The 14,645-nt window shown below is 52.5% G+C and carries 13 protein-coding genes and 1 tRNA gene; 7 read left to right on the plus strand and 7 right to left on the minus strand.

The annotated features are described in order from the left end of the window. Window positions 1-38 precede the first annotated feature (38 nt). Complete coding sequence (locus tag IQ265_RS06660; protein ID WP_194051752.1) at window positions 39-1,217, plus strand: TRC40/GET3/ArsA family transport-energizing ATPase; 1,179 nt, start codon at window positions 39-41, stop codon at window positions 1,215-1,217. A gap of 188 nt (window positions 1,218-1,405) precedes the next feature. After that, the gene (locus IQ265_RS06665) at window positions 1,406-1,831 is read left to right on the plus strand and encodes a YggT family protein (RefSeq protein ID WP_194051754.1); all 426 of its coding nucleotides are present in this window, start codon (window positions 1,406-1,408) and stop codon (window positions 1,829-1,831) included. 29 nt (window positions 1,832-1,860) lie between these two features. Here the strand turns inward: IQ265_RS06665 and IQ265_RS06670 are convergent, their stop codons facing one another. The 3 genes from IQ265_RS06670 to cobO form a co-directional block, all read right to left on the minus strand. Next, entirely contained in the window at window positions 1,861-2,457 is a 597-nt protein-coding gene (locus IQ265_RS06670; RefSeq protein WP_194051756.1) for a GIY-YIG nuclease family protein, read from the minus strand. Window positions 2,458-2,534: 77 nt separating this feature from the next. Further along, on the minus strand, window positions 2,535-3,389 hold the full coding sequence (locus IQ265_RS06675) for an oxygenase MpaB family protein (RefSeq protein WP_194051758.1): 855 nt from the start codon (window positions 3,387-3,389) through the stop codon (window positions 2,535-2,537). A gap of 155 nt (window positions 3,390-3,544) precedes the next feature. After that, window positions 3,545-4,210: a cob(I)yrinic acid a,c-diamide adenosyltransferase gene (gene cobO / locus IQ265_RS06680; protein ID WP_194051760.1), complete on the minus strand. Its 666-nt coding sequence runs from the start codon at window positions 4,208-4,210 to the stop codon at window positions 3,545-3,547. 249 nt (window positions 4,211-4,459) lie between these two features. Between cobO and IQ265_RS06685 the strand changes: the two genes are divergently transcribed. Continuing rightward, window positions 4,460-4,532 (plus strand) — tRNA-Arg (locus tag IQ265_RS06685). Window positions 4,533-5,259: 727 nt separating this feature from the next. Here IQ265_RS06685 and IQ265_RS06690 read toward each other — a convergent pair. Continuing rightward, entirely contained in the window at window positions 5,260-5,649 is a 390-nt protein-coding gene (locus IQ265_RS06690) for an AbrB family transcriptional regulator (RefSeq protein ID WP_194051762.1), read from the minus strand. A 405-nt stretch (window positions 5,650-6,054) separates the two neighbouring features. Here IQ265_RS06690 and IQ265_RS06695 point away from each other — a divergent pair, with 405 nt between their 5' ends. Then, the gene (locus tag IQ265_RS06695) at window positions 6,055-6,606 is read left to right on the plus strand and encodes a GNAT family N-acetyltransferase (RefSeq protein ID WP_194051764.1); all 552 of its coding nucleotides are present in this window, start codon (window positions 6,055-6,057) and stop codon (window positions 6,604-6,606) included. Window positions 6,607-6,864: 258 nt separating this feature from the next. On the opposite strand, the gene IQ265_RS06700 is transcribed toward IQ265_RS06695, so the two are convergent. The 3 genes from IQ265_RS06700 to IQ265_RS06710 all read right to left on the minus strand — a co-directional run bounded on the left by IQ265_RS06700 (window position 6,865) and on the right by IQ265_RS06710 (window position 9,446). Beyond that, entirely contained in the window at window positions 6,865-7,983 is a 1,119-nt protein-coding gene (locus IQ265_RS06700; protein ID WP_194051766.1) for a site-2 protease family protein, read from the minus strand. A gap of 318 nt (window positions 7,984-8,301) precedes the next feature. Then, window positions 8,302-8,943, minus strand: a complete 642-nt coding sequence (locus tag IQ265_RS06705; protein ID WP_194051768.1) for a ParA family protein — start codon at window positions 8,941-8,943, stop codon at window positions 8,302-8,304. A gap of 137 nt (window positions 8,944-9,080) precedes the next feature. After that, window positions 9,081-9,446: an EamA family transporter gene (locus IQ265_RS06710; protein WP_194051770.1), complete on the minus strand. Its 366-nt coding sequence runs from the start codon at window positions 9,444-9,446 to the stop codon at window positions 9,081-9,083. Between the two features lie 486 nt (window positions 9,447-9,932). Between IQ265_RS06710 and IQ265_RS06715 the strand changes: the two genes are divergently transcribed. The 3 genes from IQ265_RS06715 to IQ265_RS06725 all read left to right on the plus strand — a co-directional run bounded on the left by IQ265_RS06715 (window position 9,933) and on the right by IQ265_RS06725 (window position 14,548). After that, the gene (locus tag IQ265_RS06715; protein ID WP_194051772.1) at window positions 9,933-10,946 is read left to right on the plus strand and encodes a glycosyltransferase; all 1,014 of its coding nucleotides are present in this window, start codon (window positions 9,933-9,935) and stop codon (window positions 10,944-10,946) included. After that, entirely contained in the window at window positions 10,943-11,638 is a 696-nt protein-coding gene (locus IQ265_RS06720) for a class I SAM-dependent methyltransferase (protein WP_194051774.1), read from the plus strand. The genes IQ265_RS06715 and IQ265_RS06720 overlap by 4 nt, the downstream gene beginning before the upstream one ends. A 75-nt stretch (window positions 11,639-11,713) precedes the next feature. Continuing rightward, a complete protein-coding gene (locus IQ265_RS06725; RefSeq protein WP_194051776.1) occupies window positions 11,714-14,548 on the plus strand; it encodes a YfhO family protein in 2,835 nt (944 codons plus the stop codon). The last annotated feature ends 97 nt before the right edge of the window (window positions 14,549-14,645 follow it).

Raw genomic sequence — 14,645 nt, forward strand, 5'->3', positions numbered from 1 at the left:
GAAATAGGGAATTATCAAGAGAAGGCGAGGACACCCACATGCGGGTATTGTTATTGACCGGCAAAGGCGGCGTAGGCAAAACCTCCGTTGCAGCGGCCACGGGCCTGCGCTGTGCAGAACTGGGCTACAAAACCCTGGTGCTCAGCACCGACCCGGCCCACTCCCTGGCCGACAGCTTCGATATGGAGCTGGGCCACGACCCTCGCCTGGTGCAGCCCAACCTGTGGGGCGCTGAACTCGACGCCCTGATGGAGCTAGAGGGCAACTGGGGCGCGGTGAAGCGCTACATTACCGACGTGCTGCAGGCTCGCGGCCTGGAGGGCATTGAGGCCGAAGAGCTGGCCATTCTCCCCGGCATGGATGAAATTTTTAGCCTGGTGCGCATGAAGCGCCACCACGACGAAGGCGAGTACGACGTGCTAATTATCGACTCGGCCCCCACCGGCACTGCCCTGCGCTTGCTCAGCCTGCCTGAGGTGGCGGGCTGGTACATGCGCAAGCTTTACAAACCCTTCCAGGCCGTATCTGAGGCCCTGCGGCCCCTGGTGCAGCCCTTCTTTCGCCCGGTGGCGGGGTTCAACCTGCCCACCAAAGAGGTCATGGATGCCCCCTACGAATTTTATGAGCAGCTGATCGAGCTAGAGAAAGTGCTCACCGACGCAGGCACCACCTCCGTGCGATTGGTTACCAACCCCGAAAAAATGGTGATCAAAGAATCGCTGCGAGCCCATGCCTACCTGAGCCTCTATAACGTGGGCACCGATCTGGTGATTGCCAACCGCATCATCCCCGACGAGGTGCAAGACCCCTTCTTCCAGCGCATGAAAGAAAAGCAGCAGCAGTATAAGCACGAAATTCACGATAACTTTCACCCCCTGCCGGTGAAAGAGGTGCCCCTGTTTGCCGAAGAACTCTGCGGCCTAGAATCGCTCCAGCGCCTCAAAGAAACCCTCTACGCCGACGAAGACCCGGTCCAGGTCTACTACAAGGAGACCACGCTGCGGGTGGTGCAGGAGGAGGGCAACTACAGCCTGGAGCTCTACCTGCCCGGCATTCCTAAAGACCAGATTGAGCTGAGCAAGTCGGCGGATGAGCTCAATGTGCGCATCGGCAACCACCGCCGCAACCTGGTGCTGCCCCAAGCGCTAGCGGCTCTCCAGCCCGCCGGAGCTAAAATGGAAGACGACTATTTGAAGATTCGCTTTGCCAGTGTTTAGCGGTCAAGGCTGCGGTTCTCGCTATCTCATACCTACGCCCTATAGCTTTCCTACCCCATTCAGGTATGGTGGTAGGGATTCTTGCTGCTGGCCCGGTTATATCTCTTTAGGCGTGCATCTTTGAGCCAGGCCAGGTTGAGATTTGCCGGCTGGCACTGGGAGCATTGAACGCAAACGATAGCACCCCCATGAGCCAAACACCCCACGGACGCAATGAGTTTGACCATGACCGAGAACTGATTCAAAACCAAGAGGTCTATCGGCTTAGGCAAGAGCACGCCCGACTGCGAGCGGCTCAGCGTCGGGCCAGACTAGCCTGGGTGCGCAATACGATTACGCTGCTGGTAGGGGCACTACAGGTCTTGCTGGCGATTCGTTTTTTTCTGCGGCTGTCGAGCGCTAACCCCGACAACCCCTTCGCCCAGGTAATCTATAGCCTGTCGGCCCCGTTTATGACACCGTTTTCTACCCTTTTTATTAGCCCGACCGACGCCGACGCCACGCGAATTTTTGATCTCAACAATTTGATTGCAATGATTGTCTACGCGCTGCTGGGGGGCCTAGGTATTGCTCTGGTGAACTACCTGCAGGGGCCAGGGGCCCAGGGTCGTTAGCCCCCCACATTACAAACGCTAGCGGTGCCCTAGGTCTCTAGCTTGCCGCCGACAAAAGGGGTGCTCCAGATTGCCCAGTTTTCTTTGTTGAAGGGCGATCGCCAGCGCTGAATTAGCTCTAGCTCCAGGTTCTGGCGGGCCTTGCGATCGCGATCGGCATGGGGCCAAAAGCCAATATTGACCGCTACCGCCAGTCCGTGACCACGGTGGGCTTCTACGTAGCTGAGAATGTAGCGTTTGCAGTCGTGGACGCCCTTCCAGCGCTGGTTCGACTTCACGGTTTCGCCTACGTAAAGCAGCAGATCCGCCTCGTGGTCGACGACAAAGTAGAGAGCGGGGACGCCCGACTCCTGGAACTGCCCGCGCCAAAACTCCGCATTTTGGGGCGGCAGGATAAAGGGGTCGAGGGTTTCTGCTGGGGAGGCATCGGCCAGATCGAACAGGGTTCCCTGGGCGATCGCGGGGCCAGAGCGCACCGTAGTTTGAAACTGGGCTACCCGCTGCTTCCAGCCCTGGAGCTCGTCGGCTAGCAGGGCTGACCCGGCGGGGCGGTTGTAGGCCCACGACAGATCCGCCGCCCGCAGGTCGGTCTCGGAGAGCAGCGAGGGCTGGTAGTCAGAGGCCATGACATCTATCCGTAGCGGCTTTGGCCTCCTATGATAGGGCAAAACTCTAGATGTAGCGGTTTGCCGAAGGGTTCTTGCTACAGCCGCGATCGCAGTGAATCTGGCCCAATATCCCCCAGGGTGTAGCCCTCCGGGTAGCTGCGGATGGTTTGATCGACAAAAAAATCAGGCGTGGTGCGGGGCGGCTGGCGGCGCAGCAGGCGACTGCGGGCCTTGAGAGCCGCAGCGGCAGCCTGCTGTACAACTTTTGGCGTTGGTTGCCAGCCTAGGGCATTGAGCAGGGGCGGGTCGAGCAGGCAGGGCAAGCCCCAGTTCACCACCGGGCGGGTCGCGGCGGGAAACCAGCTCAGCAGCATGTGCCGGGTGGCATCGGCGACCCGCTGATTGGTGGCGGCGTAGGTAAAGTGCTCGGCCTCAAACTCGCGGTTGAACTGCTCGAAGGCGGCGTAAGTGGGTGGAATATCGGTGAGGCCCATGCGATCGCCAATCGCCCGCCAAAAGTAGTAGCAGGCTAGCCGCTCCTGCTCGCAAAAGGGCCGCCAACCAAAGCGATCGCCCCACCTAATCGGCTCGTAGATAAAGGTTGAGAGCACGTACAGGTAGTCGGCATTGCCGATGGCGTAGTGGCGGTGAATGGCATTCATGCGCTGAATGAACGCATTGCCACGGGGGCTGTCGTAGCCGTGCTTAAATACCTCTGACACCACAATGCCGGTGTCGTCGTAGCGCTTTTGGGCGTGGTGGCGAAACTCGCCGGTTTTATCCAGCAGGGCCGACACGCTGGGGATGCAGAAGGTGCGCAGCAGGGCCAGCTCCAGAGCGCGGGTGACATCCCACGGAAACTCGTACCCCGCCAGCAGGTGGCAGATCTTCTGGTGAGAACGCTCGGGGTCGAGGCGCTGAACGTGGCGCAGGGTGGCGTAGCGATCCATGGGGAGTAGGCGGGTGGGCGGGTGGATGGGTAGGCGGGTGGATGGGTAGGCGGGTGGGCGGGTGATGGTCCCTGAGCGGAGTCGTTTGTCCTGTGGACAGGCTTCGCCAACGCGCTAGCGTCTCCCGTAGGGAGAAAGGGGGTGGATGGGTCGGATCAGTATTCGATGCCGGGCTGGGCTTTGACGCCTTGTTCGCGGAAGGGGTGCTTGATTAGGGCCATCTCGGTGACTAGATCGGCCTGGTCGATTAGGGCCTGGGGTGCGCCTCGCCCGGTCAAAATTACGTGAGTCATCTCGGGTTTTTCGGCTAGACCCGCCAGCACCTGCTCCACCGAGAGAAAGCCGTGCTTGAGGGCAATATTTACCTCGTCAAGCAAAATGGTTTTGACTTCGGGGTCGCGAATGTAGCTGAGGGCCGTTTCCCAAGCGGCTTGGGCGGTACGGGTGTCGCGATCGCGATCTTGGGTATCCCAGGTAAAGCCCTCACCCATAGCATGGAAGCTGAGCTGATCGCCAAACCGCTCCAGCACGGCTTTCTCCGCCGGTTCCCAAGCCCCTTTAATAAACTGCACAATGGCCACCCGGTAGCCGTGCCCCAGCGACCGCAGCACCATCCCTAGGGCCGCAGTGGTTTTGCCCTTGCCGTTGCCGGTGTTAACAATTACCAGCCCCTTCTCAACGGTGCGATCGGCAATGCGCTGCTGCTGCACCTCCTGCCGCCGCTGCATCTTGCGGCGGTACTGCTCGTCAGAACTGGCGCTTTCGGCCTCCTGGGAAAGGGCGGCGGCAGCGGTGTCGAGGGTATTGGTGGGTTCGGTCATAGCAATCCAGAAAGCGTGGGATGGCAACGTCTAGCGCCCATTACCCATCGAGATGCAAGGGGATCGCGAAGATCTCGATGAGGTTGCGCTGCTGTGCCCATCCTACTGTGGTTGAGCAGGTTTCAAGCGTCAAACCTGCTGGCCGGTCACTGGATATACCAAATTCTGCTGGGTGACTCCAGATTTGGCAGCGCGATCGCCGGGTCTAGTCATAACGCCGCTGGCAGATGTTAGAATGGTGCAGCCTAAGGGCATGTAGCTCAGTGGATAGAGCACTAGATTCCGGTTCTAGGTGTCGCAGGTTCGAATCCTGCCATGCTCGTTGTCTCGCCTGTAAAGGTTCTCAAGTGTTCCTGTACGTTTGCACGTTCCGGAATTATTTGACATCGTTCTGGAATTGATGTCGCTGTTCCAGAACGAGTGCCGTTCGTCTACGTACTTGCGTGGTCGAGCATGGCAAGACTCGTTTTAGCCCGTGCATGAACATCTTGGTCCTTAGAAAACGGTGGCTACAGCTATTTTCGGGCGAGCGGTTCCCGCAAAAAGCCCTAAATATGGGCATCAGGAAGGGGCTTGCGGTCGTCAGTAATATCTGACATTAGGGCCACAGCCAGCAGCTCGCCGTAGTCGTAATGCCGTAGTCGTTTAGTCGCTAATGGTGAGGTGAAGCTTAGAGTCGGACTATCACCCTACCGCTGGTTTGCCTCAATCCGCTAGCCCTTTGAAGGGAGCCAGGTGTTTTCTTGGGCATTACCCCTTCACGCTTGAAGAGAAAGCGAATTATCTGGGCATTTGGGTGCGATCGCTACGACAAATTTTACGCACCCCCCCGTAAGATTTCTGTTCATGAAGGGGGACAACCTTTAGAAACGGCCAAAAACAAAACCCCCGGCTGTAGTGGGCCGGGGGAAGAGTTCAGGATGCATTTATTCTGGAAGTCATAATGCCTAGCCCTCCCATTCTGTACCTATAGCTTAAGCCATTTAGCTAAGTCACCTCGGCGTGCAGAAGGGGCGGCAAAAAAAATCTTGATTCGTGAAACAGCCCCGTTAGGCTGCATCTTCGTTGCCATCCTCGTCTAGCTTGACCAAGTGAATGTGCTTGTAGCCCAGCTTAATCTTGAACTCATCGCCAGTCTTAAGGCCCATCTCTTGGGTATAGGCTGCACCAATCACAATCTGACCATTCTTATGAACGGTGAGGGTATAAGACGCTTCCCGGCCTCTCCCATCCGAACTCTTTTGGGGCTCAAGCTGAATCCCCTTAGCAGATAGCAAAGCATCATAGAAATCAGCCAGGTTCACACGGATCTGCCCTTCCTTACCAACCGTGTAGTAGCCGCATTCCTTGGCCAGTTCCCGTTTCGTCAGACCATCATTCTCCTTGACCTTGGCCAAAAGCTCTTTGCCAGTTAAGGGTTCCATAGTTTTTACTGCCATAGTTCACGTTGTCCATAGGATACACATCAAAGCTCAAACTGGTCGCCAGAGAAAAAGCACTGGGGCTGTTAACTACTCCATCTGACGACTTTCGGAAAAAATTAGCAAATTTGATCTGTCCCTTAACCGATTATAGTTATCAACAGGATAAATGGTTCGTATGTCTAACGTCTAAATTAGTGAAAAATTTCTCTGATGTATTGTGTACTGTGCGAGCTGCACCTTGCCCATTTAGCGAGTCGTTGCAGGGCGAGCGCAATTTACGTTAGAAAATGCCATGCGTGGGGAAGTGGCATTGACAACGCAATCGTTGTGACCCCCGACAATGCAACACCGTGGATGCCTAGTTCTATGGATTTGATGAGAGATGCTTGGGTGATTGGCGTCAATTGATGTGGCTCTGGAATGTCTTTTGAAATCGTCCTGCTTACTCAACAGGAACTGAAAGCTGCTGAGGATCAAATTGTGGCAGTTTACCGAGCTGTGTTCACTCAGCCCCCCTACGACGAGTCTGAAGAGGATGTGCTTGGGTTTAGAGAGACCCTTGGTCAGTATGTTTTGCGATCGGGCTTTCGATGCGTGGTAGCGCGAGATAATGCCCGATCAATCCTGGGCTTTGCCTGTGGTTATGCCAGTGAGCCTGGGTTTTGGTGGCACGATGCTGTGAAGTCACAGCTTGACCCAGACGTTGCCACGCTATGGTTTGCCAGTGGCTTTGAAGTCGCAGAGCTTGCCGTTATCCCGAAAGCCCAAGGCAAAGGCATTGGTGGCCAACTTCACGATCGGCTACTTCACAAATTGCCCTACCAAACAGCTCTGTTGCAAACCAGCAAAGATGCGCTGGTTTCCTTCAACATGTATCGCAAGCGGAATTGGCTAGTTATAGAGCCAGAATTTAAGTTTTTAGGTTCAGACGAGGCTTGCATCATCATGGGGCGATACCTGAATATAAATTAGCTAGGGACAGAAGAGCGCGCGCGGTAGACCCTCTAGTGACGTGGAGCCGGTTTCGCGTCTGGTAGCGTCTCAGTGCTGTGCTTTTTAGCTACCGGCTCATGTTCTGAGCGTTCGGGGCAACGCAATGATTTACAAGGCTCGCCTAAAATCCATAAGGATTTAGATGCCTACAGCAGTGGCCCGATCGCAAAAAACGCAGACCAGATTTCTCTAGTCTGCGTTTGAGCTAAGGCGCTATGTATTGGGCTTGAGCCGTGGTTAGGCCGCCTGGGGCGATTGCAGCAGCGCCTGAATCGAGGTCTTCTCCAGCAGGCCCGCCAGGGAGCCGTCGTTGCCGATCACCGCCAGCGCCTGGATCTTCCGGGTTTCTAGGGTCTTGATGACTTCCATCAGCGGCTGCTCGGCACCCACCGTCACAATGTCACCGGCAGATTCCATGATGGCGGCCACGCTGGTATCGGCCCACTGCTCGCGGGGCACCTGCTTGAGGGCATCGACGAGTACCGTACCGACGAGCAGACCCGTTTCGTCGGCCACAAGGAACTTGCGCCAGGCCGAAGGGGCCGCCAACAGAGCATTGTCAGCAAGCTCCCGCAGAGATGTACTGGCTTCTATGACCGGGCTGTCTTGGGCCATAGCATCTTTAGCCGTTAGGCCAGCCAGGCGGCCCTGCACAGTACCAAACTGCGCGGTGCGGTTGGCGTTTTGCAGCAGAAACAGGCCAATTAGCAGCGTCCAAAAGCTACCTACGGGGCTGATACCTAGAATAGAGCCGATCCCTAGCGCGATCGCTGTCCAGCCCAACCCTTGACCCACACGGCTGGCAAACACCAGACCCTTATGGGGTTGACCCGTGATCTTCCACACAATCGACTTCAGCACGTTGCCGCCATCCAGCGGCAGGCCGGGGATGAGGTTAAAGGCACCCAGGGCCAAGTTAATGTAGGCCAGCAGCGTTACGATTCCGGCTAGTGGGCCAGAGAGGGGCAAGACCAGCCCAGCGATCGAGAAGAGGCCAAACAGCGCAAAGCTAACTAAGGGGCCTGCGATCGCCACCCAAAACGCTCCCTTCGGCGTTTCAGATTCTTTTTCTAGCGCCGCCAAGCCACCAAACAGAAACAGCGTAATTGAGTTGACCCCAATGCCCTGTTTCATCGCCGCAAAACTGTGCCCCAGTTCGTGGGCCAGCACCGAGGCAAACAGCGTTAGCGCCGACCCCAGCCCCAGCACCCAGGGCAGCGCCCCACCCAGCTGCGGAAATGCCGCCGCCAGACCGCTGCCATACTGCCAGGTCACCAGCAGCAGCACCAAAAACCAGGACACATTCACATAAAAGGGAATACCAAATAGATTCCCCACCCGTAAGTTGCCGTTCATCGGGCACCTCTCATTTAAAGCCTGAGGACAGGAAAGCGAATTCTGAGACTCATTCCCGTCCAATAGACACATTGTAACGAACTGTTAATGAGCCTCTAATCCGTCAAAGGTGGTGAGAACCGAAGGGAACGGGGCGGGTTGGCGCAGGAAGGGGATGGGTGAGGAGGATAGAGGGGGAAGGTTTATGGTTCTGTGGGATAGCCGTCTCAGCTGTCCTATCAGTACAGGCAGAATGCTGATCTCACTGCGCTCCCCCTTTCTCCCTATGGGAGACGCTAGCGCGTTGGCGAAGCCTGTCCACAGGCCAAACGACTCCGCTCAGGGATCAATCCCTTCATCATTTCCCTGGCCGTCTATATCTAGGGCGTAGGCTAAAACCTCTTTACCAACCGCCACATAGTCTTGCCACCCCAGCTCAGCCTTCGGGTCTTTGACGTCATACACGGCCGTGCCAGCCAGGGCCGCTTTTTGAAAAACGGCGTAGCGGCGAATGCCTCCCTCAAATAGAGGCAGTTTAGTCTCGGCCAGCATATCCCGCACCTCGACCCCGGCTCGGCTGGGGTAGGGCGGAATCATGGTCAGCAGAATGCGGTAGGGGGCAACGGGTAGCCCGGCCAGGTGCTGCACCATTAGCGCTAGGGCGTCGAGGGCGAGAATATCAGGGGTGGTGGGCAGCACCAGCAGATCGCAGGTGGCCGCCAGCAGAGCCAAATCGTCGGCAATGGGGCGGGCCTGGGTGTCGATAACGATATGGCCCTGGGAGGTGGGTAGGTTTCTCGCCTGCCACTGGTCGACTACCACAAAGGGCAGTTCACCCCGGCTCGCCCAGGCCAGCGCCGATTGGTTGGGGTCGGCATCGATCAGCAGGGTTTCGGCGTAGCCCTGCAAAAAGGCCGCCAGGTGAATAGCGGTGGTGGTTTTGCCCACGCCTCCTTTAAAGCTGGCGACGGTCACGATCATGGGATGGGTGCAAGCAACGCCGTGGTCCTGAGCCTAGCGATCGGCTGGCTCCATTGTCGGCCTTGCCCAGGTAGACATCAATGGGCAGCAGTGAGGGCGGCGATGAGGTAACAATACGGCTGGGGTCTAGGTCGCCGTTACCGAGAGGCCACCAGCACGACACCGCCCATAATTAACCCCAACCCGACCAGGCGACCAAGCGACAGATCTTCCTTAAAGACCAGCACCCCAATCAAGACCGAGGCTAGGTAGATCATTGAAGCGGCCGGGGCCGCAACGCTGAGTTCAACCCGCGTTAGCACCAGAATGTAGAGCACCGCGCCAACACCATAGGCCATCAGACCGGCAATTAGCGCAGGGGTAGTGGCAATGCTCAAGATGTGACCGAGGGCATTGGCACTGGTTACCTGACCCAGCTGCAATGCTCCAAACTTAAGAAACAGCTGCCCTAGGGCACTGGCCAGTACCGCTACAAACAGTAGAGCAAATTCTTGAATGATCACAGGGACTTCCTCGGGGCAAATTGGGGGCGACAATCGCACCTAGAGGCGTATCTTAACGGACTTTAGACGCGGCGAAAACTAACTATTCTCGTTTTGAAAACTCAACTGCTATTAGAAGGGAGCCCTAGCTCAAGTCGCTAGAGCATGCAGATGAGCAGGTGCCCCCAATTGTCGAAGTACGGATAACGGGGTTAAGGCCCACAAACTATCGGGGAAGGTTCTGCAGATTGGCAGATGCGATCGCAGCCGCTTATGTCCTTCATCGAGCCGCTGTCTAGTAGCGCCGACAACCGTTGGCGGAATCAGCTTGTGGGCGTGCCCCCGCCCTGCCCGACGCACCGCAGCAACCGCGCCTAGCCGAAAACCCTCATGGCCTCGACTGCTTCAAAGTAGATCTTTCCTAATCCACGGCCGTTAGGCAAACAAAAGATGATCATCTGTGGGAAGATGAAGGCCAAATTTCTGATCCCACGGTGGGAGTAGATCATGCTACAAACAACTCACCCCAGTGTATACAGAGCTGAAACACCCTCACCGCCTCACGTTTTGATGACAACACCGGTCTTTAACGATTGGCCTTCATTGACGGTGTTACTCAAAGAGTTGGATCTAGAATTAGCTGCCCATGGCATGAGCGCTGATATTTTAGCAGTGGATGATGGTTCTAGTATTCCACCGATAGGGAGCCTCTACGCTGCTAAGTTAACTGCTATCCACAAGGTCAACGTCCTAAGGCTCAAGCGCAACTTAGGCCACCAGCGGGCCATAACTATTGGTCTAGCCTATGCAGAGGCCAACTTAACCGCAGATATAGTAGTTGTGATGGATAGCGATGGAGAAGATACCCCTATTGATGTGATTCGGTTAATTCACACCTGTGCGTCTACAAATCATGAAAAGATAGTTTTCGCTCGCCGTAGTCAACGGTCAGAATCTTGGATCTTTAAGTTCTTTTATCGGGCCTACCGTACTATGTATCGCCTGTTAACGGGCTTCGATATCCAAGTGGGTAACTTCAGCGCAATTCCCTTTACAATGCTGCATCGGCTGGTCGTAGTATCAGAAATTTGGAATCACTATGCCGCAGGCACTTTAAAATCAAAGCTCCCTCAAACTAATATCCCTACTCAACGTGGCTACCGCTATCGGGGCGAGTCTAAGATGAATTTTACATCTTTAGTTACCCACGGCTTGAGCGCAATCTCCGTTTATGGCGAGATGGTTGGAGTTCGCCTGCTGATGGCTTCCTGTGGGTTAATTGGAATTTCGGTTGTGGCTTTACTTGGGGTCATCGGAATAAGGTTGATGACCCATTTGGCCATCCCTGGATGGACTTCCTACTTGGTTGTAGCTTTAATCTCTGTTATCTTGCAGGCGTTTATCATATCCTTATCGTTTATTTTTCTAGTCTTAATTGGCCGCAATAATGGCGGCTTTTTGCCCAATCGAGACTATCATCATTTTGTTCTGGCCTTAGACGAAATCATCGCAAACGTATGACTAATTACAGCTATATCGGCTCTGAGCTAGAACTCTTCCGAGCCGCCAAAAATTGGAAAAACTATTATTACCATATGATTCGGCGGCATCTGGGGTCTGAGATTTTGGAGGTCGGTGCCGGAATTGGCGGTACAACCAAGGTGCTTTGTCGACAGTCCTATAAACGTTGGCTTTGCTTGGAACCGGATGCCGAATTGATTCAGAGGTTTAAAGCGGACTCTGAGATACCCACGCTCTGTGAAGTTCGTCAAGGAATTTTAGCTGACTTACCAGTCGATCAACGCTTTGATGCCATTCTATACATTGATGTTCTAGAGCATATCGAAGCAGATCAAGCAGAAGTTCAACGGGCTACCGCTTACCTAAAGCCAGGGGGAGTTCTCATTGTATTGGCACCAGCCCACCAGTGGCTATTTTCTCCCTTTGATAAATCCATTGGCCACTATCGCCGCTATAACAAGGCCATGTTAAGTCAACTTACAACTAGCGATCTTACAGTTGTTAGTTTAAAGTACCTAGACTCAGTTGGCCTATTAGCCTCATTGAGTAATCGCTGGCTGAAGCAACGTATGCCCACTCCAAGGCAAATCAAGCTGTGGGATACCTGGATGGTGCCAATTTCTAAAGTGCTTGATCCAATGCTGCAATACACAATTGGCAAGTCTATTTTAGGTGTTTGGTGCAAGAATTAAAATATAAATTTAGACCCAAACGAGTTCAGTGTCGTTCAAATATAATTTCTGGCTTTACAAGGAATACGACAAATAATGGAATTTGAAAGCATTAAAAATTTACTGCGTGAAAACCTATTTTCTCAAAATTCTATAGCCCACAAAGCTGTAGTTTTGGTAGGGTTCACACTCTTTTATATTTTCTTCTTTTCCTCAGTTCTATTTTCAAAAAGGTTCTTAGCTCCCGGCGATGGGCTTGTCTACTTCATGCCCGCATTCTACTCTATTAAAACACTGTGGACTGATCTGCTGTTTGGCGGCTATCCAATTGCAGCCGATCCTCAGAATATGACTTGGTATCCACCGGCATTAATTCTAAGCCTTATTCCTAATACATGGAACTTATTTGTACTAACTGCTTATATTTTGGCAGGTTCTTTTTCTTATTTTTACGTTTATGTTATGACTCGCTCGAAACTAGGTGCCGCCGTAACTGGCATAACGTATAGCATGAGTGGGTTTATGATGGCTCATCTAGGGCATGCTGCCATGATTCATGCTGCTGCTTGGATTCCCCTCATACTCGTATCACTAGAAAAACTTCGCCATCAGCTATGTGGAAAATGGTTAGTAATTGGTGGATTTGCTACTGCTTGTTGTTTACTAGGCGGTCATCCTCAGATATCAGTTTATGGCCTAGGTACAGGTTTTTTCTATGCATTATTTCTAGGATGGAGTGCTCCTGTAGGACGCTGGAGATACTATCGTTGGAGCCTAGGTTGTACTACTTTAGGCATTAGTCTTTGTGCTTTGCAAATTATCCCGACAATAGAGCTTAGCCGTCTAAGTCTACGAGCCGATTTATCCTTTGATGCATTTCTACATTACTCTCTTCCTGCTTGGCAATTTCTCCAGCTAGTTTTTCCTTACTTTTTTGGTGGTGTTTTACCTCCTTATACTATCTATCCTCAATGGGGTGATTGGGGATTAACAGAAACAACGGGATACGTTGGTACAATAACTATTCTTTTAACAGTTTTAGGCGCACTAACTTATCAAAATCGTTCGGCAGCTAAGTTTTGGTTTTGGTTTGGATTAATTACTCTGCTTGCAGCATTTGGCAAAGATTTTCTGGTTGGGCAAGCTCTTTACTTTGTTCCGATTTACAACAAGTTTAGGGCACAGGGACGACATTTCGTTGAAGTAGCTTTAGCGGTTAGTATACTCGCGGGTATGGGAGTCTCTTCAATACAAAGCAAAGCTGTATCAAAGCGACTAGTACTGAAAACAATTTTAATATCTATAGGATTTATGCTAGTTGGCCTATACAGCATGAGCACTATGCATAGTTACTTTCTAGCCAAAGCTGGAGAGGTTGGAATTGATCAGGTGCCGATCCTGCCTTGGAGAAACCCTACAGTTGGAATACCACTTGTCATTTTTATTGTTGGCATTTTAGTTCTACTAACCTTTCATCGTTATACTACTTCTCGCACAAGCGGATTGCTGTTGCTAGCACTCATATTTATAGATCTGTCTAGCTTTGGCTGGTTCTACGAATGGAGGACTAATGCGCCCGCAGTAGATAGATTAACTCCCAGCACGGTGGTGGAACGATATCGTGACATCCTTCAGGACGGTCATGAGCGCTTCTTGACATCTGATGGAGCTTTTACTGTGGAATCTGATGGTTTAGTTCCCAATCTTACCTTACTTTGGGACTTGCCTAATGCTAGTGGTTACTCGCCTCTAACGATGACGCGAATTAATCAAATGATTCATGTTGATCAAGGTGGTAGTGTGTCATCTCTACCTATATCTTCAAATCAGCATGAGTTAGATTTAATGGCTGTGAAGTACTTGCTCAATCAGTCTTCTTCTATGTCCGTACGAAATGGATTGGCGTGGTCGAAGACAGATTTAAACTTACAACTGGGCACAGGAGTTTGTGCACCATCTCAAAGAGACATAAGTCCTGCTCTTGATATTCCGGTTAGTTCTTACAAAGCTACCACTATTGCCATCGTCAGTCAGTTAAGTTGTTCAGTAGAAATTCCAAATAATGCTGAATTGCTGGAAGTTCAGGTTGTTGACACAGATGGGGCCATTGAAACACATAGTTTACTAACAGGTCGTGATACTTCCGAGTTTGCCTATGATTGCCCGGATGTGCAACCATTTATGCAACATCAGAGGGCTACGGTTTTTAAGAGTACACCGACCACAAGGCCTAACGGCGAGGTGTGCCAAGCTCATGCTTACGTCGGTAAGATTCAGTTAAATCGGCCACAAGAAATTCGTAGGATTGAGTTCGACTGGGAAGGTCTACCGGCCGTTATTAATATTGGCCATGTCAGTTTAACAAATGCTTCAGAAGCTACCTCTTTACCAATTACGCTGCTTGGCACTTCACCTAAGTGGAAAAAAATGGAAGCCTTGGAGGGTGGAATTGTTTACGAAAATCAGGATGTATTGCCGCGTGCTTGGCTCGTGCCTGAGACCCTTGCTCTTCAGCCAGGGGAAATCTTAACAGCTATCCATACCTCGCAGCTACCTGATGGGAAAATCTTTGACCCCAAAGTGATGGCCTTGGTAGAAGACAGTACAGCAACTCTACAATCTAGTGCGCTAGAGCCCACCGATTACACCAACGTCTTAAATATTACTGAAACCCAGGTAGAACTGGAGACTCAAACCACGGCTCCTGCTTTTCTAGTTTTGAGCGATATTTTTTATCCAGGTTGGAAAGCTACAATTGACGGTCAGGTGACCCGTATTTTTCAGACCAACTATATTCAGCGTGGTGTTAATTTACCCCCCGGGAAGCATATTGTGCGGTTTGAGTTCTATCCTTTGAGCTTTAGGATAGGGCTAGGTATTACTGTGGCTTCATGTTTCGCATGTATGTACGTCCTGTCACGTAGAGCGTAAGCAGTGCTATTTCATCCCAAAAATGCTCTTGAGCGTATCTAGGCCAAATTTGCAGAGCTGTTCAGCTTGAGCAATGCTAGGGAATTCGTGGGCAAAA

Origin of the sequence: Nodosilinea sp. LEGE 06152, from assembly GCF_015207525.1 — a bacterium.
In the GTDB taxonomy this organism is placed as follows: Bacteria; Cyanobacteriota; Cyanobacteriia; order Phormidesmidales; family Phormidesmidaceae; genus Nodosilinea.